This is a genomic window from Marinomonas balearica, assembly GCF_004362145.1.
GTDB classification, from domain to species: Bacteria; Pseudomonadota; Gammaproteobacteria; order Pseudomonadales; family Marinomonadaceae; genus Marinomonas; species Marinomonas balearica.
Map to the genome: position 1 here is coordinate 313,212 of NZ_SNXC01000009.1, position 22,511 is coordinate 335,722.

Annotated in this window: 21 protein-coding genes; 9 read left to right on the forward strand and 12 right to left on the reverse strand. The window is 42.3% G+C overall.

Features of this window, described 5'->3' with window-relative positions:
- Positions 1 to 119: 119 nt before the first annotated feature.
- Together DFP79_RS03040 and DFP79_RS03045 are read right to left on the reverse strand one after the other, a co-directional pair.
- Positions 120 to 1,436, reverse strand: a complete 1,317-nt coding sequence (locus DFP79_RS03040) for a TolC family outer membrane protein (RefSeq protein WP_133502478.1) — start codon at positions 1,434 to 1,436, stop codon at positions 120 to 122.
- A gap of 148 nt (positions 1,437 to 1,584) precedes the next feature.
- Positions 1,585 to 2,850, reverse strand: coding sequence for a hypothetical protein (locus DFP79_RS03045; RefSeq protein ID WP_133502479.1), 1,266 nt, complete (start codon positions 2,848 to 2,850; stop codon positions 1,585 to 1,587).
- Positions 2,851 to 3,008: 158 nt separating this feature from the next.
- Between DFP79_RS03045 and xni the strand changes: the two genes are divergently transcribed.
- Together xni and gltX are read left to right on the forward strand one after the other, a co-directional pair.
- Positions 3,009 to 3,812, forward strand: coding sequence for a flap endonuclease Xni (gene xni / locus DFP79_RS03050; protein WP_133502480.1), 804 nt, complete (start codon positions 3,009 to 3,011; stop codon positions 3,810 to 3,812).
- Positions 3,813 to 3,965: 153 nt separating this feature from the next.
- A complete protein-coding gene (gltX, locus tag DFP79_RS03055) occupies positions 3,966 to 5,447 on the forward strand; it encodes a glutamate--tRNA ligase (protein ID WP_133502481.1) in 1,482 nt (493 codons plus the stop codon).
- A 104-nt stretch (positions 5,448 to 5,551) separates the two neighbouring features.
- Here gltX and DFP79_RS03060 read toward each other — a convergent pair whose 3' ends face one another.
- The 7 genes from DFP79_RS03060 to DFP79_RS03090 all read right to left on the reverse strand — a co-directional run bounded on the left by DFP79_RS03060 (position 5,552) and on the right by DFP79_RS03090 (position 13,163).
- A complete protein-coding gene (locus DFP79_RS03060; protein WP_166637627.1) occupies positions 5,552 to 7,438 on the reverse strand; it encodes a methyl-accepting chemotaxis protein in 1,887 nt (628 codons plus the stop codon).
- Between the two features lie 311 nt (positions 7,439 to 7,749).
- A complete protein-coding gene (locus tag DFP79_RS03065) occupies positions 7,750 to 8,097 on the reverse strand; it encodes a DUF3301 domain-containing protein (protein WP_243730178.1) in 348 nt (115 codons plus the stop codon).
- A gap of 190 nt (positions 8,098 to 8,287) precedes the next feature.
- Complete coding sequence (locus DFP79_RS03070; protein WP_133502483.1) at positions 8,288 to 8,824, reverse strand: flavodoxin; 537 nt, start codon at positions 8,822 to 8,824, stop codon at positions 8,288 to 8,290.
- Between the two features lie 24 nt (positions 8,825 to 8,848).
- Positions 8,849 to 9,775 (reverse strand): helix-turn-helix domain-containing protein, encoded by a 927-nt coding sequence (locus DFP79_RS03075; RefSeq protein WP_133502484.1) that lies wholly within the window; start codon positions 9,773 to 9,775, stop codon positions 8,849 to 8,851.
- Positions 9,776 to 10,042: 267 nt separating this feature from the next.
- A complete protein-coding gene (locus DFP79_RS03080) occupies positions 10,043 to 10,993 on the reverse strand; it encodes an AEC family transporter (protein WP_133502485.1) in 951 nt (316 codons plus the stop codon).
- Between the two features lie 62 nt (positions 10,994 to 11,055).
- Complete coding sequence (locus DFP79_RS03085; protein WP_133502486.1) at positions 11,056 to 11,733, reverse strand: response regulator; 678 nt, start codon at positions 11,731 to 11,733, stop codon at positions 11,056 to 11,058.
- Between the two features lie 20 nt (positions 11,734 to 11,753).
- A complete protein-coding gene (locus DFP79_RS03090; RefSeq protein ID WP_133502487.1) occupies positions 11,754 to 13,163 on the reverse strand; it encodes an ATP-binding protein in 1,410 nt (469 codons plus the stop codon).
- A 333-nt stretch (positions 13,164 to 13,496) separates the two neighbouring features.
- Here DFP79_RS03090 and DFP79_RS03095 point away from each other — a divergent pair, with 333 nt between their 5' ends.
- The 5 genes from DFP79_RS03095 to DFP79_RS03115 all read left to right on the forward strand — a co-directional run bounded on the left by DFP79_RS03095 (position 13,497) and on the right by DFP79_RS03115 (position 17,275).
- Positions 13,497 to 13,811 (forward strand): hypothetical protein, encoded by a 315-nt coding sequence (locus tag DFP79_RS03095; protein ID WP_133502488.1) that lies wholly within the window; start codon positions 13,497 to 13,499, stop codon positions 13,809 to 13,811.
- 112 nt (positions 13,812 to 13,923) lie between these two features.
- Positions 13,924 to 14,805, forward strand: a complete 882-nt coding sequence (locus DFP79_RS03100) for an acyltransferase (RefSeq protein WP_133502489.1) — start codon at positions 13,924 to 13,926, stop codon at positions 14,803 to 14,805.
- 260 nt (positions 14,806 to 15,065) lie between these two features.
- On the forward strand, positions 15,066 to 16,112 hold the full coding sequence (locus tag DFP79_RS03105) for an aminotransferase-like domain-containing protein (RefSeq protein ID WP_243730179.1): 1,047 nt from the start codon (positions 15,066 to 15,068) through the stop codon (positions 16,110 to 16,112).
- A gap of 92 nt (positions 16,113 to 16,204) precedes the next feature.
- The gene (locus DFP79_RS03110; RefSeq protein WP_133502490.1) at positions 16,205 to 16,921 is read left to right on the forward strand and encodes a YebC/PmpR family DNA-binding transcriptional regulator; all 717 of its coding nucleotides are present in this window, start codon (positions 16,205 to 16,207) and stop codon (positions 16,919 to 16,921) included.
- A gap of 156 nt (positions 16,922 to 17,077) precedes the next feature.
- Positions 17,078 to 17,275 (forward strand): DUF1289 domain-containing protein, encoded by a 198-nt coding sequence (locus DFP79_RS03115; protein ID WP_133502491.1) that lies wholly within the window; start codon positions 17,078 to 17,080, stop codon positions 17,273 to 17,275.
- A gap of 42 nt (positions 17,276 to 17,317) precedes the next feature.
- On the opposite strand, the gene DFP79_RS03120 is transcribed toward DFP79_RS03115, so the two are convergent.
- The gene (locus DFP79_RS03120; protein WP_243730180.1) at positions 17,318 to 18,586 is read right to left on the reverse strand and encodes a glycosyltransferase; all 1,269 of its coding nucleotides are present in this window, start codon (positions 18,584 to 18,586) and stop codon (positions 17,318 to 17,320) included.
- Between the two features lie 146 nt (positions 18,587 to 18,732).
- Here DFP79_RS03120 and fabV point away from each other — a divergent pair, with 146 nt between their 5' ends.
- Together fabV and DFP79_RS03130 are read left to right on the forward strand one after the other, a co-directional pair.
- Complete coding sequence (gene fabV, locus DFP79_RS03125) at positions 18,733 to 19,935, forward strand: enoyl-ACP reductase FabV (protein WP_133502492.1); 1,203 nt, start codon at positions 18,733 to 18,735, stop codon at positions 19,933 to 19,935.
- 132 nt (positions 19,936 to 20,067) lie between these two features.
- Positions 20,068 to 20,664 (forward strand): hypothetical protein, encoded by a 597-nt coding sequence (locus DFP79_RS03130; RefSeq protein ID WP_133502493.1) that lies wholly within the window; start codon positions 20,068 to 20,070, stop codon positions 20,662 to 20,664.
- A gap of 91 nt (positions 20,665 to 20,755) precedes the next feature.
- Here the strand turns inward: DFP79_RS03130 and DFP79_RS03135 are convergent, their stop codons facing one another.
- Positions 20,756 to 21,505: a YciK family oxidoreductase gene (locus DFP79_RS03135; RefSeq protein WP_133502494.1), complete on the reverse strand. Its 750-nt coding sequence runs from the start codon at positions 21,503 to 21,505 to the stop codon at positions 20,756 to 20,758.
- A gap of 53 nt (positions 21,506 to 21,558) precedes the next feature.
- On the reverse strand, positions 21,559 to 22,284 hold the full coding sequence (gene ubiG / locus DFP79_RS03140) for a bifunctional 2-polyprenyl-6-hydroxyphenol methylase/3-demethylubiquinol 3-O-methyltransferase UbiG (protein ID WP_133502495.1): 726 nt from the start codon (positions 22,282 to 22,284) through the stop codon (positions 21,559 to 21,561).
- Between the last annotated feature and the right edge of the window lie 227 nt (positions 22,285 to 22,511).

Genomic DNA, 22,511 nt, shown 5'->3' on the forward strand with positions numbered 1-22,511 from the left:
TGGTATTGTTCGCAAGGCAAAAATCGAGCGGCATCTCTAGAGAATTACTTCAAAAACGAATTATAAAAAAGGAAGCGGCATGCTTCCTTTTTTATAAGGCTAGAGAACGTAAGAATGGCTTAAGACTTAACGAGCCATGAGTTCAGCTCGTTAATTTTATCCAGTGTTAATTCTCCAGTCAGTTCGTACAGTTCTACTTGCTGAATTACGAAATTGTAGCGTAACGTTTCATATGTACTTTGTGCGCTGTACAGATTGGATTGTGCACTTAACAATTCCACAAGGTTGCGAGTGCCCACATCGTAGCCTGCTTGAGTTGCTTCAAGTGCGCTTTTTCTAGATACGATGAGTTGACGTTGAGCTTCAACCTGAGCTGCGGTTGTTTGGAGGCCTAGGACGGCTCCTCGGATGCTCAATTCAATTGTTTGAAGAATGCTGGCTTTTGTTTCGTATGCCGCTTCAGCACTTGCTGTTGCTTGACGTACTTTCGCTGACATAGAACCACCGCTGTACAGTGGAATTGTAACTCCTAGAGCAACTTGAGCATTGTTGGTAACGCCATCGGATGTCGATGTAATACCATCATAGCTTTCGTCTGTTCGCGACAATGACCCTGTGATTGCAAACGTTGGAACGCGTCCATTTGATTTTTGAATATCAACGTTTTTTTCAGCAGCATTTACGGCCAATTCAAGCGAGCGCAATGATTTATTGCTTTGTTTCGCTTTTTTGATCATTGAGTCAGCAGTGATTGAAGGGTCGACTTTTATTGGGTATTGTTCAGACAAAACAGGAATATCTGAAAGAGTTTTTCCAGTACGCTGTTGAAGTGTTTCTTGTGCGAGAACCACATCGGATTTCGCGCTTAATTCCGTTACCCTTATGGAATCATATTCGGCTTTAGCGTCTTGTAGATCTGTAATCGATACCAAACCGACGTCGTACTGTTTTTGTACTCGTTCAAGTTGACTTGCGGTGCTTGTTACTTGAGCTTCGACTGTTTCGAGCGTTGCTTTTGCGATAAGCAGTTTGAAGTATTCTTTTAGCGTGTTTAGTGCAAGCTCTTCTTCTGCATCTTCTAAATCTACGCCAGCGCTATCAAGCTGAATTTCAACAGCGTCAACAGCATAATTTAGCGCTGGTGAATATATAGGGTAGCTTAGATTTACCGCTAGGCTATTCGACGTAGTATCAAATTCAGATGATGGCGCATCAGTATGTGCATATCCCAAACTACCCGAAAAAGTAAGTGAGGGGTATAGCCCGCCTTTCGTCGATGTTACTGACTCCTGTTCGGAGCGGTAGGTTGCCGCTGCAGAACGTAGACTTGGGTCGTGAGCTTTGGCCAGTTGGTAAACTTCAAACAGGGTTTCAGCATGTAGCGGGGCAGAGCAAGCTGCCGCTGTTACAAGTGCAGAGATAATATGCTTTTTCATGGATCTTTATGTGTCCTAGTTATGAAATAAATTTATATTACCGCATAAAACAGCCGAGAGGCATTAGATCAAAATCTATAAATGTTATGACTAGATCACCATATCACACATTAATTATTGCTGATCTAGCATAATGTGGAAAAACTCGTTATTCGGTCACTCTTATTTCGTATTGCATGATGTATTTTTCATTTGGAGCGAGCTCTTTGCTTATAATAATGGCACTACTGGATTCCCTTTTGAGGAACGCTGGCGAGATAGATTGTATGACGCCGTTCGCTTGATGAGTGAATGCCATTTTTTGTTTTATCTTGGCGTAGTTTTTTACCTGAAATTCCCAAATTTGAGTAGACGGAAGCTTTCGTGAAGAGGTGCTTATCAGTCTAAGCGAACCTATTACATCAAGGCTTTGATGGGTTATAACATCCACTTTTTGGTTTGCTCGCGCTCCTTGAATAGTGACGGCTTGTCCAGGAATATAATGTTCATTTTGTAGCCATAAGGTCTTGTACGTGCCGCTCACGCTTTCTTCTTTTAAAGTAAAGCTTGTGGTTTGGTTGAAGCTAATCGGCCTTTCGTTTGAGCTATTTGGGTGTGCGTAGATGCTGCCAATATTTAATTTTGACTCAATCGGATAGGTTGTATTTTTAAGTGTGATCATCGTATTGCTTAAAGCAGGCAGAAGGTACTGGCCTTCTAGCGAGTACGTTATTTGGTTTTCTTCGTAAGAGGGTGAAACTCCTTCGTCGGACAATGCGCTCATTCGAGAGCTCTTCATTTCCATTAAAGGGAGGCTGTGACTCTTATATTTTAGAAGCGCGGATGACAATGTATGTGGTTGATGGCTATTGTTGGTAAGGAGTGCTTGTTGGACGATTGATACGTCATGAGAATCAAAAACAAGTGTTAGAGACGGCTGCCAACGGATTTCATCTGTGTGGTATGTGACAAGTCCATCTGTTGTAAGGCGAACTGAATGCTGGCGTACTAAAGTGTCATGAGCATCGTTTTTATTGTTTATTAGATAAAAGTCATCTGCTGGCAGCGTAATAACCTTATCGTTATATTCCACTGTGATCGTATCACTATTTGCGGCTAACAGTGTTCCTTCGAAGCTTAAATCTCTATATTTACTGGTAATATTAATCGTTTGATCCAGATGTGATGCCCATATGGAATCTCGCTGTACTTGAGAAACGAGGCGATTGCCCTGAGTTACGGGAATGAAGGAGTGGATATTAGGGATAAAGCTCAGGTCTTGGTTCGAGTTAGCCTGTTCGGTGATTTGACTGCCGTTTTGATTAACAACCATTTTTATGACGTTTGATGCTTCGGCGAACGTACTAGACGCGGCTGAAAGTACCCCAATAAGTATCTTAACGTTGCTCCATTGAATTTGATTTGTGTGTGACATCGTAGATCCTCAACGGTAGACTATAGAAAATTTTGTAATAGTGGCCGTAAGTTACGTCTGGCCACGATGAGATATAATAGGTCTATTCATCGGTGATGGATGCTTCATTTTGTATGCAACATAACCGTTTTAAATTATTGTTTTGCGAGCTTAGCATAGTGTCTCTGTCGAAAATTGACAAAAAATTGTTATTAATTGATGGTCTGAATCTTATTCGTCGTTTACATGCAGCGTTGGAAAGTGAGAAGGACGATAAACGGAGAATTGAACGTACTCAAGGGGCGTGTATTGATGCAATCGCTAAGCTCGTGACTCAGTTTAAAACGACTCATATCGCTATCGTATTTGATTCTCCAGAGAAAACTTGGAGGCACGCTGATTATCCAGAATACAAGTTGGGAAGAGTGCCAATGGACGATTCATTGTTCTCGTCTATTCCTGCATTTGCAGATGTGTTTCGGTTTAATCATTGGCATTGCATTCGACTTACAGGGTGGGAAGCGGATGATATTATTGCGACTCTCGCGGCAAAAAGTGCGCCACACAACGTGAAAAGTATTATTGTATCTACAGACAAAGGTTTTACTCAGCTTTTGGATGAACCCAATATTTATCAATACGATTACTTTGGCAAACAAGGGTTTGATAAAAACTGGGTAAAGGCAAAATACGGTGTACTTCCTGAACAGATGACAGACTATTGGGCGCTTGTAGGCGACACAACCAATCATATTCCTGGAGTGAAGGGAATAGGTCCTAAAACCGCAGCATCCATCTTCCAAGGGGAGATGAGCTTAGAGTCGCTATACCACAATGTAGAGCAACAGCCGCCCCGTATACAAAAGCAACTCGCGGATACCTTTGATCACGCGCTTTGGGCAAGAAAAATGGTGACGCTCAGACAAGATGTTGCTCTAGGAATCAAACTTTCCCAACTCCAGATCTGCTCGTCTAACTCTTAATTCCTTTGGTCATATGAGCTACCTTTCGGAAAATCTCGCATGTTTCATCAAGTGAACCATTTTTATCTCCTTTAGCAGTACTGGTTACGGTAGCTTGATCGAAGTAACACGATTATAATGGCGGCATTTAGTAACCCTGCTGATGAGAAAGGTATGTCTGAGGTTAGAACCCGTATAGCTCCTTCACCAACTGGTGATCCACACGTAGGCACAGCCTACATCGCGTTGTTTAACATGGCGTTCGCTCGAAAAATGGGCGGCAAGTTCATTCTCCGTATTGAAGATACGGACCAAACTCGCAGTACACCTGAATCTGAAAAAATGATTTTGGATGCATTGCGTTGGTTGGGATTGGACTGGGCTGAAGGGCCTGACGTTGGAGGTCCTCATGGACCGTACCGTCAAAGTGAGCGTGGCGATATTTACGCGCAATACGCTATGGAATTGGTCGAAAAAGGTCATGCATTCTACGCATTTGAAACGCCAGAAGAGCTGGACGAAATGCGTGAAAATCAAAAGGCTAATGGCTTACCGCAGAAATACGACGGCCGTGCGCTAGCGTTGACACAAGAAGAAGTTCAAGCAAAATTGAACGATGGCGTTCCATATGTCATTCGTATGAAAATACCTGAAGAAGGTACGTGTGTCGTTCAAGATATGCTGCGCGGTGAAATCGAAATCGACTGGACGCAAGTGGATATGCAGGTTCTGCTAAAAGCAGATGGAATGCCTACTTATCACTTGGCAAACGTGGTTGATGATCATTTGATGAAAATCACGCATGTTATTCGCGGAGAAGAGTGGATTAACTCTGCGCCAAAGCATATTTTACTTTACCAATATTTCGGTTGGGATATGCCTACTTTGTGCCACATGCCGCTTTTGCGTAATCCAGACAAATCGAAATTATCGAAGCGTAAAAACCCGACCAGCATTCTTTATTATCAACGTATGGGCTATTTGCCAGAAGCTGTTGTTAACTACTTAGGTCGTATGGGTTGGTCAATGCCTGACGAGCGCGAAAAATTCTCTCTTGAAGAAATGGTTGAGAACTTTGATATTCAGCGTGTTTCCCTAGGTGGACCTGTATTCGATGTTGAGAAATTAAGCTGGTTGAACGGTGTTTGGATGCGTGAAGACCTCACGGTTGAAACATTTGCTCAAAAGTATGCAGAATGGGCATTTCAGCCTGAGTATATTAATGCGATCTTGCCGTTGGTTGTTCCTCGCGTAGAGACGTTTTCTGACGTCGCTGATGTGGCCGGTTTATTCTTTAAGGGAATGTTGCCGATTACGGAGCAGGACTTTGAAAATGTTAAAGTGGAGCGTGAAACACTTCGTAAAGCGATGCAATTTGCTTTATGGAAACTAGAAGCGTTACGTACTTGGGAAAAACAAAACATCTTTGACACGATCAAAGAGCTTGCACAAACAATGGACATTAAATTAAAAGATTTTAATGCCCCTATTTTTATTGCAATTGCAGGCTCAACGGCCTCCGTTTCAGTGTTTGATTCAATGGCAATTTTAGGCCCTGACATCACTCGCGCTCGTTTACGTAAAGCGGTAACGGTATTGGGCGGCCCTTCGAAGAAAGAAATGAAGCGTTGGGAAAAAGAATTTCAGAGTTTGTAACACCTAGCGCCTAAAGTACTACCTGCTAAAACATAAAAAAAGCGCGGCCAACCGGTCGCGCTTTTTTCGTTTTACTAACTAGAAAATGAGATTTCTAGTGGTGACTATTTGGTAGTGAAAACGCTGGTCTTATCGTCAAGCTTTGCAACTTGTTCGTGGATCTGTGTCGTGTTGTCTTCAATACTTGCTATAAAGCCACTGTCGTGTTGTAGACGTTGTGCTATTCGATCCATCTCTTCGCTCATGTGTATCGCTGTTTTAGCGACCTCTTGGATAGAGTGCGCCATACTTGAAGACGAAGTAGAGCTTGTTTGAGCATTATGCTCAATCTCACGAATTGCAAGTTCGGCTTTCTCACTGAACTCCTCAATAGCGTGAAGATTTCCCTGACCACTTTCCATTGTTTCGATGGCTGTTTGAGTGGACGATTGAATAGTACTTACTATATCTGTGATCTTAGATGTCGCATCAACGGTTTTTTCCGCTAGAGAGCGTACTTCATCAGCTACAACGGAGAACCCTCGTCCTGCTTCGCCAGCTCGTGCTGCTTCTATCGCTGCATTCAATGCCAGCAGGTTTGTTTGATTAGCAAGATCATTGATCATTGCAATAACACTGTCGATGTCTTTAGACAATTTACCTAATGAATTAAGTTGATCGCTCGTTTCGTTAACCACTTCGATCGTTTTAGATAAATTAGATAATGCATCTTTAATTGTGTTTGAGCCAACAACCGCAGATTCGTATGTGTCTTGAGATTGACTGCTTAGCTCATCAGTCGTTGATGAAATACTGGAGATAGTTGTTGAAATCTGTTCTGTAGCGGCAGCCAACGAGTTGGTTTGTTCTGTCGTAGAACGGTTACTGTTTGCGATGTTGGAAACAGCGCCTTTGAGCTCCGTAACCATGTTGTTAACATCTCCGGTAGTGTGAACAACTTCTCCAATGACATTATCTAGGCCACTTGTCATCTCGTTAACCGAGCCGCATAGACTGTCAAATTCATCGTTACGCTTATCATTAACCGTAAGGCGTGCAGTCAAATCGCCATTTTTAACTTTGCCTAGATCACGGATGATTTGACTGAGAGTGGCGTTTACGCTTCGGCCGATTGCAAGCATTAGTAACCCAGCTACAACGGCAACGATAATACTTACCGTAATGACACTAATACTGGCTTGTTGCGAGCTGTCAGTTGCATTTTCACGTGCTTTGGCAACCGCTTCTTTTAAATGGTTAGTGGCTGATAATCTACTGGAGTTGAATGTTTCACGAGCTTGGTTAAAAGAGGTTTCTGCTTCGAGCTGGTTTTCGTGTGCTTTGCCGAAGCCATCGATTGCGGCCATATAATTGTTTATGACCTCTGAGAACCTTTCTTCTAGACCAAAATTAACGATTCTTTTGTGAAAAGCATCATAACGCGCTTGGAATTCATCTCTATTTTCTTGAGTTGGCTCAAAAATATAATTTTTCTCAGCTTCTCTAACAGGAAGGAATTCTTGCTTTATAAGGCTTAAGAAAGACACTTCTTCTGTGGTTTTTTCGCCTAAAAGAGAGACTTGCCCTTTGAGACCACTGGATCCGTTAAATCCAAGAACGCTGGTTTTCTCAACAAGGTTTATCAGGGACGAAGAGTAGGTGTTGAAATTCAGACTCACTTCCGTAAGGAGATCCTTCGCTGTTTTATCAGAAACGAGATTTATATCGCTCGCTAACAATGATTTGTAATTACTTGTCGTACCATTGATGTCTTCTAGATAGGATTGGTAGCTGGAATCATCTAGGCTATGGAGCAGCTCGAATTGTTCCATCATGGTAATGACTAGTGTCGACAGGTCGTCTTGTACTTTTGTAGTACGCTCGAATTGCCCTGATGCTGTTTCTTGGACTTTAAGTCCTTGCAGTGCGACAAATGTAACAATAACGAAACCGATCACTGCTCCACCAAGTAGAGAGTATAGTTTCGCGCGAAAACCCAAATTGGAAATCATAGGAACACCCACTTTTTATTATTGGAATGTTTATTTTATATTTTAATTATATAAAACGATGTTGGACGAACATCTTGTTCTATTAAATCCATTTTAGGTCGATTTGTCTAATTTTCGCAATCAGTACTTTTACTAATTTAGTTATTTCGCATTCTATTGATATAAATAGCAAAAAGATTAAGTGATTAAGGATGAATAGTGCACATACACTCCAATATTGCATAACTCATGACGAAACGACTACATTATTATAGTGCAGCCTAGTGATAATACGAGCGATCACGTATTCAAGTTAAGTCGATACGGAGCGGTTAAATTTGGTGCGGAGAAAGCCAGATGTCCATGTTTCTAGAGGGGCTCATGATCACGTTACCTGGATAGCGTGACGTTCCGTTGGCGGTGAATTCGAACTCGTATTTTCTGAGGATTCCGAATTGACCATTTTTCCATGAAATTTTCCATTGTGTTCCTGCTACGGTTTCGTCTAAAAGCTGGAGGTCGAGGGATTGGCAATGCTTTTTTACGTAATGGAACGCGTATTCTCGTGCCCTTATGTTTGCCCACCAAGCGTATAGAAGGAAGGCGAGAATAACGGCAATACAAATATCCGAAAGAGAGATAACCATTTTATGACTAATTTTTAAGAAATAGGCTGCCATCTTAAAATGGTTACGAGTTGGTGTAAATACGCCCCCACCCCCAAAGCAGGAGAGAAAAAGGGGTGGGGCGTGCTCTATACAGTGAAGTGTTTGCCTCATCCTCCCAGAGATACTATTTGGTCAATCGGGGCAGCGATTGAGTGGTAATCCAAATATGAGTCTATATGCACTGGGGCCAGTCAGCGGATGATTAAGCGGCTTCAACACTCCTTTCTGCATAAAGTTGGATCACCCACTGCTCGACACGTTCGTCAGTGAGTTCGAATTGTTGGTCTTCATCAATGGCAAGACCTATAAACGTTTCTTTGTCTTTAATGCAAGCGCGTGAGGCTTCAAATTCATAACCTTGGGTTGACCACTCACCGATAAAGGTGGCGCCTGTTCCTTTTAGCTTTTCGTATAGCCATCCCATCGCATCTACAAAATAATCTCCGTATCCAAACTGATCACCCAAACCGTATAAAGCGACGGTTTTTCCGGATAAATTTAAAGAGCCTAAGTTATCCCCCAAATCTTCCCAATCTGCCTGAATGCCACCGAAATCCCAGGTTGGAATTCCTAGTATCAGCATCTCATAGTGTTCCATGATGCTTGGGTCGGTGTCTTTGATGTTAAACATGTCTACTTGTACACCCAGATCATCAAACTGAGCGACAATTTTTTTACCAATTTCTTCAGTGTTATTGGTGTCTGTCCCGTAAATTAAAGCGATTGGAGACTGTTCCATATGTTCTTATATACCTTGTTTACTTTAGTGAATTTGACCGTATTGGTGACTTAGGACACCGAACTGCTTTAAGAACGTTTCTTCAAACTCTTCTTCGCTTAAGCCGCTGCCCATGACTATTTCACTTTTCTTTTCGGGTGAGTCTTTTATTTTCAGTGCGGCTTGCTTAACGCGAATATGTTTTTGATAGTGTGTCGTACTTTGTCCTGTTAAGTGATGGAAGCCGAGCTCGAATGCGGTTTGATTTAGCCCAACAGCTTGCGCGATTTCTTTGGTGCTGCGTGTCGATGAAAATGCTACTTCCAATAAATTTTGCCCGCTAAGAATCTTGTTTTGGCAATCTTCACATGCATTGATGTGCTTGGTGATTTGAAGATGTTCGAGTATCTCGAAGAATAGGTTGTAAATCTTTCCTGTCAGTGAAATAGATTTAGAGTCGCCGAAAGCGCAGACTAATAGAGGGCGTACTGCCTCTTTTAATTGGTGAGTATTGGAGAGTGTTATTACGTTACCCTTGTTCCCAAGTTTATCGCCGACCTCTAGAAAATAAGACAGAATTTTATCTTCTGTTTCTCCGGTCAAAGATGCACAGCGCTCGGGAGTAAGATGTATTTGCGTTAGGTTGTAAGAAGTATCGATTTCCAATGGAAACGTTCCACTTGCTGTTTTTGGCAAATACGTAACTTGTACGCAGTCATTGTTGTGGTTTGCGCGCTGATGTTTTTTTAAAGATGATTTTTGCTTAGTAGAAGCGCTACTGTAAAAAGATAAATATAACCCCGGTTGTGCCTGTTCAACTATTTCTACGCTTTTTGAAGCGCACACAGACTGCTCTAGCAGGGTGACTCCTGGAACGGGGTGTAATATATGCCTATGTCCCTTGACGGATAACGACCAAATATCCTGAACATTGCCTGTTGCATTGAAGAGGTCATTAATTGAAATCTGCATTTATCTATTAGCCTGTGACTGAGTATCATTTGATAATAGTTATCATTAAATACCTAAATGATAATAAATGCAAGTGGTTATCATTAATATTTGTGTAAGCCTTTTTCGGTGTTGCTGTATCGCAGGTGAAGTGCAATAAGAGAGGCTTGTCTTATTATACTAAGCTGCTTTCGTACTCATAGAGAGTATTGACCTGAGTAGAGTTACTCCAGCGACAGGGAGTGACTCTAACACGGCGAGTGAAGTGACTCTGACAATAGCGAGTTTCTAGATTAGCTCGAACATTTTGAGAATAGTAATCCCCACACTTGTCGACAATATTGAGCCAACAGTGGTTAAAACGATAATGTTTGCAGAAAGCGAAGCATTGCCACCCATAGCCCGAACTATAATATAGCCTGCTGATGCTGCTGGAGAGGAGGACAGTAAGAACATAACGCCCAGTTCCATCCCTCGATAGCCTAAAAGTATGCCGACAAACGTTATTAAGAATGGCACAGCAATGAGCTTTCCAATTGAGGCGTAACTCGCGACTCGTATATCTTTTTTGAATTCACCTACGTTGAGTGTCGCCCCTGCACATAAAAGCGCTAAAGGTAACGTCATCTGTGAAAAATAGCTTCCGACTTGGTGGATAGTTGCGGGGAGATGCAAATTAAATTTTGAAAATAGAAGCGCTGAACCAATTGCTATTACTAAGGGGCTTTTAAAAATCCCTATAAGGGTCTTCGTTAGGCTTTTATTGGCATTCATTGATCGATTTAGCGAGATAACCGACAAGAAGTTATACAGCATTACAACGCCGCCAAGATAAATTGAGGCGACAGAAAACACTTGATCACCGTATGCGTTAACACAATAAGCTAGTCCAATGATTCCCATATTGGAACGGAATGCACCTTGCACATATACGCCTCGATCAGCACGGGTGTGAACCAAATAGTTAGCTGATATTTCAAGTAAAATATAGGTAACAATCGTCGCACATATCGCATAGATAACGAGAGAATAGTTGGTATCTTCGCTCATAGGTGTTTTGGATATGTTGATAAACAATAAAGCAGGGAGCGTTATATTGAATACCAGTTTAGAAGCGACGTCAGTGAAATTATCATTGATGATTCGTAGTCGGTACAATACGACCCCTAAAATCATAATAATAAAAATAGGCGCTGTTACAGAGAGAGAGAATGCAACGGTATCGAGCAAATTAGACAATGTTCGTCCTTTTATTGTTGATCACTAAAGAGCCACATTTGTAAGTGGCTCTTTAACTGAGTTTAGTCGTTATTTTCGAAACGGTATCCTGCACCGTATACAGAATGAATAACGTTAAGCTCTGGCGCCACTGCTGAGATTTTTTTACGTAATTTTTTAATGTGACTGTCTATTGTTCTATCGCTGACGACTCGGCTATCAGAGTAGATGCTTTTCATAATAAGATCACGACCGAATACACGTCCTGGTTCTTTGATAAGCAATTGAAGTAGTTGGAATTCGACAGTCGTTAGGTCAATGAGTTCACCTTTATAAGTGGCTCTGAGTCGGTCTGCATCAAGATCGAAACCGTCGGTTTTTGGCGATTCAACGTGATCAAGTTCAACGCGACGCAAGTTTGCTTTAACACGAGCGACGACTTCACGCGGGCTAAATGGCTTACAAACATAGTCATCTGCACCCATTTCTAGGCCGATTAATCGGTCGATTTCTTCTGCTTTCGCCGTGACCATAATAATAGGTATACCGCTGAATTGACGTACCTGCTTACATACCTCGATACCGTCTAGACCAGGAAGCATTAAATCAAGCAAGATCAGATCAACCTGATTGTTTTTTACATAGTCTATTACTATGTCGCCTCTTTCAAGGTGGTAATGCTCGTAACCAGCTTGTTCTAGATAAGCGCTCATTAATTCCGCTAATTTTGGTTCATCTTCAACAATTAGTACTTTGCTCATAATCTAATTCCAAATATCCATTAATTAGTTAAAGGTAGTTCTACTCGTATACCTAATCCGCCAGTCGGTGCATGATATGCCTCAATGGAGCCTTGATGGCCTTCAATGATACTTGTGCATATCGCTAACCCAAGACCACGCCCACCTGTGGCTCTGTTTCTCGAATTTTCAACTCTGAAAAATTGATCAAATATTTTTGTTAAATCTTCATCAGATACGCCTGGAGGTGTATCTTCAAGTAGCACAATCGCTTTTTTGTTTTGCCTTTTCAGTGTGATTTTAATCTCACCGGGTGCGTTTGTGTATTTTAATGAGTTATTCATTAGATTTGTAAACAATTGATGTAATCGGTCAGTGTCACCACAAACGTGAATTTCAGACTTGCACTCGTTGTTTAGCTGTATGTTAATGTCGGCTTCGTCGAGCTGGAGAAGCATAGAACTGACGGCTTGTTCAAGCAGGTGTTCTAGGTTTGAGTCTTCCATCTGGTAGCTTAGGCTGCCCATATCGTGCATTGACAGCTGATTAAGATCGTCAATTAATCGTGCAATGTGGATCGTCTCTTGCTGTAAAGAAGCAAGAGAGTCAGGAGATACCTTTATAATACCATCTTGCATCGCTTCAATTTCGCCACGAAGAATTGCAACGGGAGTTCTTAGTTCGTGTGCTGTATCTGCTACCCACTTTCGACGAGCGTCTCGCATGTGATCAAGCGTTGAGGCAAGGTGATTAAAGTCTCGACCCAGTTCGGCCAGTTCGTCGGTTCCACGAATTTGGATTCGGGTATCAAATTGTCCTGCTGATAAACGCTTTGCAGCTGCACGTAGCGTACTAATTGGTCGGCTTAACCATTGAGCTAATGGCCAAGTTAAGACCGCTGCGATAATAAGCATGAAGGCAGAGATTAACAAAAATGCTTCGCCTTGTTGGCGTACAAAGCTTAATGTCCGGTCTTGCACTAAGTCTCTCATAGAGCGGAGGCCAACAAAGCCCACGACGTTGCCTTCAACTATGACGGGGTGTGTTTCCGCTTTTTGGAATGAAACGTGGCCAATTATCGGTGTTTTCTTTTTATTAAAAAGAAGAAAGCGTTGGCGATAATACTGAGAGGGGTAAATTAAGTCGAGATTTGGGGTGCTAGGAGGTGGGATCAGATCTCTTAAATTCTCGAGCTTTTGTTTTTGCCAGTGTTGTTCAAGTCTGCTTTCTTGGGCAAGGAAATACCAATCGTCATAGTAGACGTATAAATTTGCTGTTCTGTTTGCCATTTGCTCAAGGAAATCTCGATCCCTTTCTGTTGCATAAGAGACAAACCCTCTGTCGAAGCTCCATTGAAACACCTGCCACATGGATACAATGAGTAAAATGTTGCTCAAAACAAAGACGGCGAATAGTTTGTGCCGTATTTGGAAATTTCGTGAAAATCGCATAAAAGCGTAGTTATCCTCAAACTAAATAGCATTGGTCAATTTAGAGGCTAGTAAAACCAAAGGTGTCTTCTAGGGTAATGTTAAGGCTTAAAACTAACCGCCCTAGGTATTAGCGAACCTAAATTTAAGGCTTTCTTTTGTAAAAAAATCCTTTGCTTACTATACATTTTTTGTGAACGCACACCATTTTTTCGGTGTAAAAAATGAGGAATGTAAATGAAAGGGCACGTGAAACTGTGCGCACTGATTAAAAATTGATCAATTGTTGGTGGTGATATATAATCTGCGCCCTTTGAAGTAAGTGAAAGAGGTGAAGTAGGCGCTATGGTTCCAATGCAATTTTTTGATGTCGAGTTAATTAGGAAGCTGGATAAAAAGACACGGCGTAGAGCAGTATTTCATGCGCTGCTTGACTCAGGGATCTTAAGCGCTCGCAGTGTGGTTGTAAAGTTGCTGATGACGGCTATTAGTTTAAGTGTACTTTTCTTAGGGCCCTTGAGCATTGTGTCGGGCGCATGGATACCTGTGGCGATTGCTTTGCCTTTTTTGTTGTCTATTTTGCTTACTACGGAGCTTGAAAGTATTTTCAAACCATACCTTTTAAAGGTTGCTCTGCTGCTCTTACATACTGAAAAAGTTGATGCCTAGCGAAGGTGTGGACTTGTTCGTACCTTCTTAAGCCCTTGCCATTAAATTTAAAACTTTTCTTGTTATTTGTTTTTGGTATGATTTGTTCTGTATGTTATAGAGAATAATCATAATGCTAAAAACAATCTTTTTGGGTGTTGTGAGTGCTGTTGTATTGGCGCTCAATACATTGCTTTGCTTCCTGCCTGTTTTGCTTCTCGGTGTTGTTAAATTGTGTTTACCTTTTCCACTGGTTAGAAAAAAGTCTAATCAGTATTTGGATGCGACGGCATCGCTTTGGATTTCCATAAATAACCTTGTTCAGCGTCAAATGAATTGCGGAAAAATTGAAGTGAATGGGGTTGAAGGGCTCGTAAAAAATGAGTGGTATATGCTTATTGCAAATCATCAATCTTGGGTCGATATTCTGGTTTTGCAAAGAGTACTCAATCAGCGTATTCCGTTTATTAAGTTCTTTCTGAAAAAAGAGCTCATTTGGGTGCCGTTTATTGGATTGGCTTGGTGGGCGTTGGATTTCCCGTTTATGCGACGATTCAGCCATGCAACGTTGAAGAAGTACCCGCATTTGAGAGGGAAAGATATCGAAATAACAAAAAAAGCGTGTGAAAAGTTTAAGGACTCGCCAGTCGCAGTCATGAATTTTTTGGAAGGTACGCGTTTTACGCTTCAGAAGTACCATAATCAGCAGAGCCCATATGTAAATTTGCTCAAACCTAAAGCTGGAGGTCTTTCTTTTGCGCTGAACTCAATGGGAGGAAAGGTTCAAAAGCTTTTGGACATTACGATCGTTTACCCCGATGGGGTTCCTAGCTTTTTTGATTATCTGGGTGGTCGAGTTAAGCAAGTTAAAGTGTATGTTAGAGAGATTCGGCTGCACGATGGTTTGATTGGTGATTATCACAATGATGAGTTTTACAAGGCGAATTTTCAAGCTTGGGTTAATGCGCTTTGGTATGAAAAAGATAAGTTAATGAAGATCAATGGTAAGGTTTAGCGTAAGTGAATATGAATCAGGGCGTGGCTGTATGGTCTGATTCCTCAAAAACTGTGTCTTTTTCTAATGTGCGTTTTACCTAGAATTTGTTACATCGAATTCAAAAACACCGTGCATTAAAGGTAACCACATTGACTCTCATTCAGCTCGTTACTTCTCAAACTCAAAAAATGAAAGCATCGCCTATTCGCGAATTTCTTCGGTACTCTCAACAGCCCGATATACTTTCTTTGGCGGGAGGGCTGCCCGACGAGAGGTATATGCCACCATATCCTACTCTTGATTCTGTCGAAGCAAGTCAACAATACGGTTCTTCTGAAGGCGAGATACTGCTGCGCCAGCAAATTTCAGACATTGCAACCGAAAGAGGTGTTTTGGGAAGTGTAAATCAGGTGCTGGTAACGAATGGATCGCAACAGGCATTAGACCTAATAAGCCGCACGGTTCTAAATGATGAGTCGATCATATTGACAGAGCAGCCTACCTATTTGGCAGCAATTCAAGCGTTCGAATTGCAAGGAGCTCAAATAAAAGAAGTACCTTCAGATGCTTTCGGTATGGACATTAACGCTCTTCGAGACGCGCTAGATGTGCATAAACCGAAAGCTGTTTATCTTATTCCAAATTTCCAAAATCCCGCAGGGCATTGTTATTCCGATCAACGGCGCAAGGATATAGCGGCGTTGTTGGATGAAAAAGACGTGCTTCTTATCGAAGATGACCCTTATCGTGATTTGTGTTACGACAATGTGGATTTGACGCCAATCTGTTCCTATCTGAAATCTGCGCCTTGGGCGTATATGGGAAGCTTCTCTAAAGTTCTGTGGCCTGGGTTGAGAGTGGGTTATGTGGTTGCTAGTGAGGAATTGATACCATACTTAGTGAAGATAAAGCAGGTTACTGACTTGCATACCAATCGCTTAGCGCAATGCATTATTTCGAAATACTTAGCATCGGGGAAATATCCTCAGCATATAGAAATACTGCAAGACACGTATAGGAAAAAGCGAGATGTAATGGCGCAGACGATGGCAACATATTTAACGGATATAGTGGATTATTCGGTTCCGGCTGGTGGGATGTTCTTTTGGCTGCGGTTGCCTAAAAATGTGTCTTCAAATCGAGTATGTAGAGAAGCATTAGCTCAAAAAGTGCTTGTGTTGCCGGGAGGGGCGTTTTTTGCGAATCCGTCCGAATCGGATGATGCGTATTTGCGTTTAAGTTTCTCTCGTGTATCGGAAGATGATTTGCGCCACGCTGTTCGAATTTTAGCGGGCGTTATTAAGAAAATGATGGATTATGAGTAAGCAATTTTTGTCTGGTTTGCTTGGTGCCTTCCCATAAACCGCCTACTCAGGTTAAAATTTGTTTTTTGAACGTCAAAGAATAGGAATGAGTAATGGGCAGAGCCTATCAAAACCGTAAAGAGTCGATGGCGAAAACATCGGATCAAAAGGCAAAAGTTTACAGCAAATACGGACGCGAAATTTACGTTTGTGCTAAGTCTGGTGGTGCCGATCCAAATGGTAATCTCGCTCTGCGTAGTTTGATTGATCGTGCAAAGAAAGATCAGGTTCCAACACACGTAATCGATAAAGCGCTAGACAAAGCGCAGGGAAGTGGCGGTGAAGATTTCGATACAGCCCGTTACGAAGGCTTTGGGCCGGGGAACACAATGGTTATAGTGGACTGTTTGTCCGATAACCCTAATCGTACGTTTGGTGATGTTCGAACTTGTTTCAACAAAGTGAAAAGCAAAATAGGGACGCAGGGTAGTGTGTCTCACATGTTTGACCATTCTGCTATCTTTGTATTCTCGGCCGAGGATGAAGAGGCTGTATTGGAAGCGCTAATGATGGCTGATGTCGATGTGACAGACATTGAGCTTGAAGACGGTAAAGTGACCGTATTTACGCCAAACAATGAATACGGTAAAGCGCGTGCGGCTATCTTGGAAGCATTCGGCGAGATCGAATTTGACGTTGATGAAATTCAGTTTGTTCCACAAGTAACCACTGAGATTTCTGGTGAAACGGTTGAGCAGTTTGAGCGTTTTCTTGATCTTTTGAATGACCTCGACGATGTTCAGCGAGTATTTCATAACGCAGAATATTAAGAAGCGCTATTCATTGAGCTAAAAGTTGATCGGTCACTCTGAGTGTCGATGATGTTCAGCTTTTTTTGATGGTTAGAGTTATCCTAAGGCCTTGAATCTTTGCGTTAGATTTAAGGCTTTTTTGTTTTATCAAAGAAGGGTGTTAGGAGAGTGTGTGTGGACAAAGTTAAGCTTGATCGTCAGTTGTCTCCTTGTGTGAATGTGTGTTTTCTTAATGATGATGATGTCTGTGTTGGGTGTTATCGAACTGGTATGGAAATAGCGACATGGGGGAGAATGGGCGAGCAAGAACAGCGAGAGGTTCTTGCTCGGGTTAAAGAACGAGAGTTGGCAAGCCCGTTAGTCGGGAATTAAATGCACTGTGAATTAACTTAAGAGACTGAGACCTCGACAGTATTAGACCTTGTTTGTTAAGCCATTCTTTAAAGTGATCCATTGAGACATGTATTGAGTGCTCTTCATGCTATGGTGTCGTAGCATTTTTCCTGTGAAATGAGAGTGTCGTAGCGCCTCTTTTAAGTTGAGCTGTCGCTTTAATCGGTTAATAAATGCGACTTCCCAGGTGTTGATATCGTACCTTTCTTCAATAATTCTATCGCCGTTTTCTTGCATTAATGTCCAGCTGGTTTTGTCTTTATATAGTGAAACTGTTGCTGAGGCAAATTCTTCAGCGTCGTCAGTAATTACACCGTTCCATGGGAACGGGCCGTTCATCGCTTCTGCACCGATCGACGTCGTTATGCTCGGGGTACCTGCAAGCATGGCGTCGTAAAGTTTGCCTTTAATTCCAGCCCCAAAGCGAATCGGCGCGACACAAAGTCTGGTATTTTGCATTACCTCAGAGGCATCTTCTGCCCAGCCTTTGACTAAGAATTTCTCTTTTTCGTTATTGAGTTGAGTTGCTTTTGGGGGCGGGTATGCGCCGTATATATGGAGTTCGACGTTATTCAGGTTGTTCTCTTTTAGTTTTTTTCTAATGATGGGCCAATAGGTTTGCTTGAGTTGCAAAACGGCATCCCAATTTGGGGCGTGGCGAAAGTTGCCAATCCAGACGAGGTGTTGTCTGTCTTCAAATTGTTTTCGTGTAGATTTTTGCATGGTAGACAATGGTGATGTCATGAATGGTAAATGCATCAGATGAGTCTGAGGAACTTGAAAGTGCTGCTGTAGTAATTCAGTCTCGTGCTCTGAAACCATTAAAGTCAGGTCACTGCGGTGTATTGATGCGATTTCTCGTACGCCAGAATCGCTGTACATGTCAGTGATTTGGAAGTCAGTATTGTGCTTTACGGCTTTGTGTCGGGCCTCTCTCAGGGAGTGCAGGTCTTCAGTGTTTAAAACGCGCAAGCTGTCAGGAGAGTGTTTCTCTACGCGCCAACCGAATTGCTCTTCCATCATAAAGCGGTCGAAGACAACAATATCGGCACTTTTTTCTTTAATAAATGCATCGAATGTATCGTCATTCACCTGAATGTTATGGCATGACACCTTGAGTGACTTTAGGTTTGTCATATGGTCGGTGGGCTGTGCTGGGGTGGCGAAAGATACTTGCCATTCATTTTTCAGAAAGCACTGAATAAGTTGAAGCATGCGGTAACCCGCGGCAGAGGAGTTGGGTTCAGGCCACACATAGCCAATGATCAAAACATGAAGAGAATTTTTCAAAAGAGGTTACTTTCCAAATGTGTTTGTATGTTTGTAGAGAGGACTTTTTAACTGTCATATTGTATCATAGCGCCAATTTTCATGCCGCTTTGCTGATTATTGGAAAGTAAGGCGGTGACAATAATGGACAGCAATGAGAGTTAGCTATGATCATTAAGCCAAAGATTCGTGGTTTTATCTGTACGACAACTCACCCGGTAGGTTGTGAGAAGAATGTAAAAGAACAAATTGAAATGACTAAAGCGAAAGGGAAGGTTGAAAATGGCCCTAAACGTGTATTGGTCATAGGTTCATCTAGTGGCTATGGTTTGTCTTCTCGGATTGCCGCTGCATTTGGTAGCGGTGCTGCGACAATTGGTGTTTTCTTCGAAAAACCGGGAACAGAAAAAAAATCAGGTACTGCGGGTTGGTACAATGCGGCAGCCTTCGATAAGTTTGCCAAAGAAGAGGGTTTGTATTCAAAAAGTATCAATGGTGATGCATTTTCCAATGAGGCTCGTGATCAAGTAATTGATTTGATTAAAGAGGACTTGGGGCAAATCGATATGGTTGTATATTCATTGGCGTCGCCGGTGCGTAAACTTCCTGAGACTGGCGAAGTGATTCGCTCTGTTCTAAAACCTATTGGTGAGACTTACCGCTCTACCGCTATTGATACTAACCGAAATGTTATTATCGATGCTGAGATTGAGCCAGCGACGGAAGAAGAAGTTGCAGCGACTACGACCGTAATGGGTGGGCAAGACTGGGAACTTTGGATGTCAGCTCTTCAGGATGCTGGTGTGTTGGCCGAAGGCGCTCGAACAGTGGCTTATTCTTATATTGGCTCTGATATTACGTGGCCAATTTATTGGCACGGAGCTTTAGGAAAGGCCAAAGAAGATTTGGATCGCGCAGCGGCAGCTATTAGTTCTAACTTATCGACTATTGCGGGTGGCGCGAATGTTGCTGTGCTTAAATCGGTTGTAACACAAGCATCTTCTGCAATTCCTGTGATGCCATTGTATTTGGCGATGGTTTTTCGTGTTATGCGTGAAAAAGGCTTGCATGAAGGCTGCATGGATCAGATTTATCGCCTGTTTGCTGAGCGCTTATACAACGACAATACGCCTTCGGAGTTGACCGACGAGAGCAATCGCCTGCGCTTGGATGATTGGGAGTTGCGAGATGATGTTCAGCAAGCTTGTCGTGATTTATGGCCGACAATAACAGATGATAACCTTTTTGCTGAAACTGACTATCAGTTGTATAAAGACGAATTCTTGAAGTTATTTGGCTTTGGTGTAGAAGGTGTGGATTATGAAGAAGACGTTGATACTGCTGTAGAGTTTGATGTCATTACGCTGTAATCGGTGTCTTGATTGAGGGGAGTGTTTGTGTTCTTTCCTTGATGTTTTTTGTAAAAGGAGGCTAAGCCTCCTTTTTTTTGTGGTGGGTATTTTCTATAGTGTGTTGATAAGAATGACTGTGAGTGAGTGAAAATGAAATATCTGCTGGTGATAATGGCGTTGATTTCGGTGGGTGCGCATGCTCAGCGGGTTGAGCAGAGACAGGTGGATGTTATTTATGGCGATCGTGTTTATCGTGGTACTCATCAGGTGGTTGTTAGTTCCCCTCAAGATGTCGAGGTCATTCCTGCAGAAAAGCCAAGTTTAGAGTTAGGGCCTAATGTAGTGGTGTCTTCCACTTCTAGCTCTCGTTCGTATATTGAAGAAGTTCAGTTGGCGAAAAAAGAGCAGGATATATATGATGAGGTGAATCGTCGAACTCGTGAAGCTCCATTTACAGTTTTATTTACAGGTCATATTCCTGAAGTGATACAAGAAAAGCGTCTAAGTATGATGCCTGAAGTGGGAATATTTGGTGACCAACTAGAGAAGTTACAGCAAGATCAACAAGAGTTAAATCCGCCTACTGAATCATTGGGGCCGGATACAGGACAGTTTTCTGAGGTGACGCCAGGGAATCGAGTTCTTGGTACGAAGCCTTCCTCAGAGATTCAGGATGATCCGGCTGCGTCTCCAGACCGGAAGCAGATGAGTGATTCAGAAAAACTGGAGCAACTTATAGGCGGTTGAGTTAGGGTTGTTTATAAGAGAATAAAGCCAAAATTAAAAAGAGCGATTAGTGCTCTTTTTAATTTTGGCTTTTTTGGTTTTTGTGTTTAGGTTAATTTTTAGGTTGCGCGTCGATTGAGCACCCGTTAGTGTTTTCGCTGTCTTTTCCCATTAGATATAAATAGAGTGGCATTAAGTCAGATGGGTTTTTTAAATCAAGCGGGTCTTCGCCTGGATAGGCATTTGCGCGCATGGTCGTGCGAGTAGCGCCGGGGTTGATGGCGTTGACTCGAATGTTGCTTGTTTGCGCTAATTCTTCGGAGAAAAGCTGCATCATGGCTTCGGTTGCAAACTTCGATATTGAATATGCTCCCCAATATGCACGAGCTTTTCTACCAACAGAAGAAGTCGTGAAAATGACCGATGCACTAGAAGAGCGCCCTAGTAGTGGGAGTAACGCCTGAGTGAGCATGAATTGGCTGTTGACGTTAACTTTCATGACTTTCTCAAAAGTGTCGGAGTCGTAGTCTGATAATGGAGTGCGATCGCCCAAAATACTCGCATTAAGCAACAGACCATCTAATTTGGGGAACTCTGCTGCCAATGTGTTAGCAAGTTCTTGGTAGTCGTGTTCAGTCGCATTTTCGAGATTGATGGGCACGATCGCGGGTTGAGGGTATCCACGCTCTTCAATTAAGTCATAAACATCTTCGAGTTTCTTTGGCGTGCGCCCGAGCAATATAATGGTTGCTCCATGGGCTGCGTACTGTAATGCAGCCTCTTTTCCTATACCGTCTCCCGCGCCCGTCACGAGTATCGTTTTTCCCTGTAAAAGCGCTTTGGGGGCTTCATAATTTAGCATATTACCTCCCTAATTTTCTGTGCCTAAAGTCTCAAATATGGTGTGTGTTTGCTTTATGAATGAGGCTTTAGAGTGTGCATCATGTAATTTACTGAGACATCACGATCGTTTAATTTGTACACTTTCGTCAGTGGGTTGTAGGTAAGGCCTGTCATATGTTGAACATCTAGGCCAGCGTTGCGTGCAAAATTATTTAATTCTGCGGGTTGAATAAACTTAGCATAGTCGTGAGTTCCTTTAGGAAGCAAGCCAAGAATGTATTCTGCACCAACAATTGCAAACAAATAAGCTTTTGGATTTCGATTAATTGTAGAAAAATAGACGTGCCCGCCGGGCTTGCATAGTTTCATGCATGCTTTGACAACAGAGGCTGGATCTGGGACATGTTCAAGCATCTCAAGACACGTGACAACGTCATATTGTTCTGTGTCTCTTTCTGAAATTTCTTCTGCTGTAATTTGCTCATATGTGACATTTGCGCCACTTTCTTTTGCGTGAAGTGTGGCCACGGCCAGAGGCGCTTCTCCCATGTCTATTCCGCGTACATGAGCCCCCATGTGTGCCATAGATTCTGACAAAATTCCCCCGCCACAGCCGACATCAATCACTTTTTTGCCTTCCAGTGAGCTGCGTTCGTTTATGTAGTTTACACGTAAAGGGTTTATTTCATGGAGTGGCTTGAATTCACTGTTTTTGTCCCACCACTTGCTTGCAAGAGCTTCGAATTTTGCGATTTCTTCTAGGTCAACGTTAAGGTTTGATGTTTGGTGTTCGTTCATTTTTATTTCCTGCATAAAAATCTAACGGTTCTGTAGGTTTTTACGCTTATGAGGTAACTACAGATGAAAAAATAGTATTAAGTTTTTGCATTATAACGACTTAGGTTGTTATGACTACAAAAAATGGAGTGTTGTTAGTCTTTGGTCAATAGAAGAGTTCGCAAATCACAGTGTGCTGCTCTAATTTAAGAAACGCAGCGGCAAAATATGGGTGTTCCAGAAATGGT

Coding starts and splice junctions, on each gene's coding strand:
- DFP79_RS03110 (WP_133502490.1), top strand. CDS start 16,205: ATGGGCAGAGCCTATCAAAACCGTAAAGAGTCGATGGCGAAAACATCG.
- DFP79_RS03040 (WP_133502478.1), bottom strand. CDS start 1,436: ATGAAAAAGCATATTATCTCTGCACTTGTAACAGCGGCAGCTTGCTCT.
- DFP79_RS03085 (WP_133502486.1), bottom strand. CDS start 11,733: ATGAGCAAAGTACTAATTGTTGAAGATGAACCAAAATTAGCGGAATTA.
- DFP79_RS03090 (WP_133502487.1), bottom strand. CDS start 13,163: ATGCGATTTTCACGAAATTTCCAAATACGGCACAAACTATTCGCCGTC.
- DFP79_RS03065 (WP_243730178.1), bottom strand. CDS start 8,097: ATGGCAGCCTATTTCTTAAAAATTAGTCATAAAATGGTTATCTCTCTT.
- DFP79_RS03070 (WP_133502483.1), bottom strand. CDS start 8,824: ATGGAACAGTCTCCAATCGCTTTAATTTACGGGACAGACACCAATAAC.
- DFP79_RS03045 (WP_133502479.1), bottom strand. CDS start 2,850: ATGTCACACACAAATCAAATTCAATGGAGCAACGTTAAGATACTTATT.
- ubiG (WP_133502495.1), bottom strand. CDS start 22,284: ATGAACGAACACCAAACATCAAACCTTAACGTTGACCTAGAAGAAATC.
- DFP79_RS03100 (WP_133502489.1), top strand. CDS start 13,924: ATGCTAAAAACAATCTTTTTGGGTGTTGTGAGTGCTGTTGTATTGGCG.
- DFP79_RS03060 (WP_166637627.1), bottom strand. CDS start 7,438: ATGATTTCCAATTTGGGTTTTCGCGCGAAACTATACTCTCTACTTGGT.
- DFP79_RS03075 (WP_133502484.1), bottom strand. CDS start 9,775: ATGCAGATTTCAATTAATGACCTCTTCAATGCAACAGGCAATGTTCAG.
- gltX (WP_133502481.1), top strand. CDS start 3,966: ATGTCTGAGGTTAGAACCCGTATAGCTCCTTCACCAACTGGTGATCCA.
- DFP79_RS03130 (WP_133502493.1), top strand. CDS start 20,068: ATGAAATATCTGCTGGTGATAATGGCGTTGATTTCGGTGGGTGCGCAT.
- fabV (WP_133502492.1), top strand. CDS start 18,733: ATGATCATTAAGCCAAAGATTCGTGGTTTTATCTGTACGACAACTCAC.
- DFP79_RS03095 (WP_133502488.1), top strand. CDS start 13,497: ATGCAATTTTTTGATGTCGAGTTAATTAGGAAGCTGGATAAAAAGACA.
- DFP79_RS03105 (WP_243730179.1), top strand. CDS start 15,066: ATGCCACCATATCCTACTCTTGATTCTGTCGAAGCAAGTCAACAATAC.
- DFP79_RS03135 (WP_133502494.1), bottom strand. CDS start 21,505: ATGCTAAATTATGAAGCCCCCAAAGCGCTTTTACAGGGAAAAACGATA.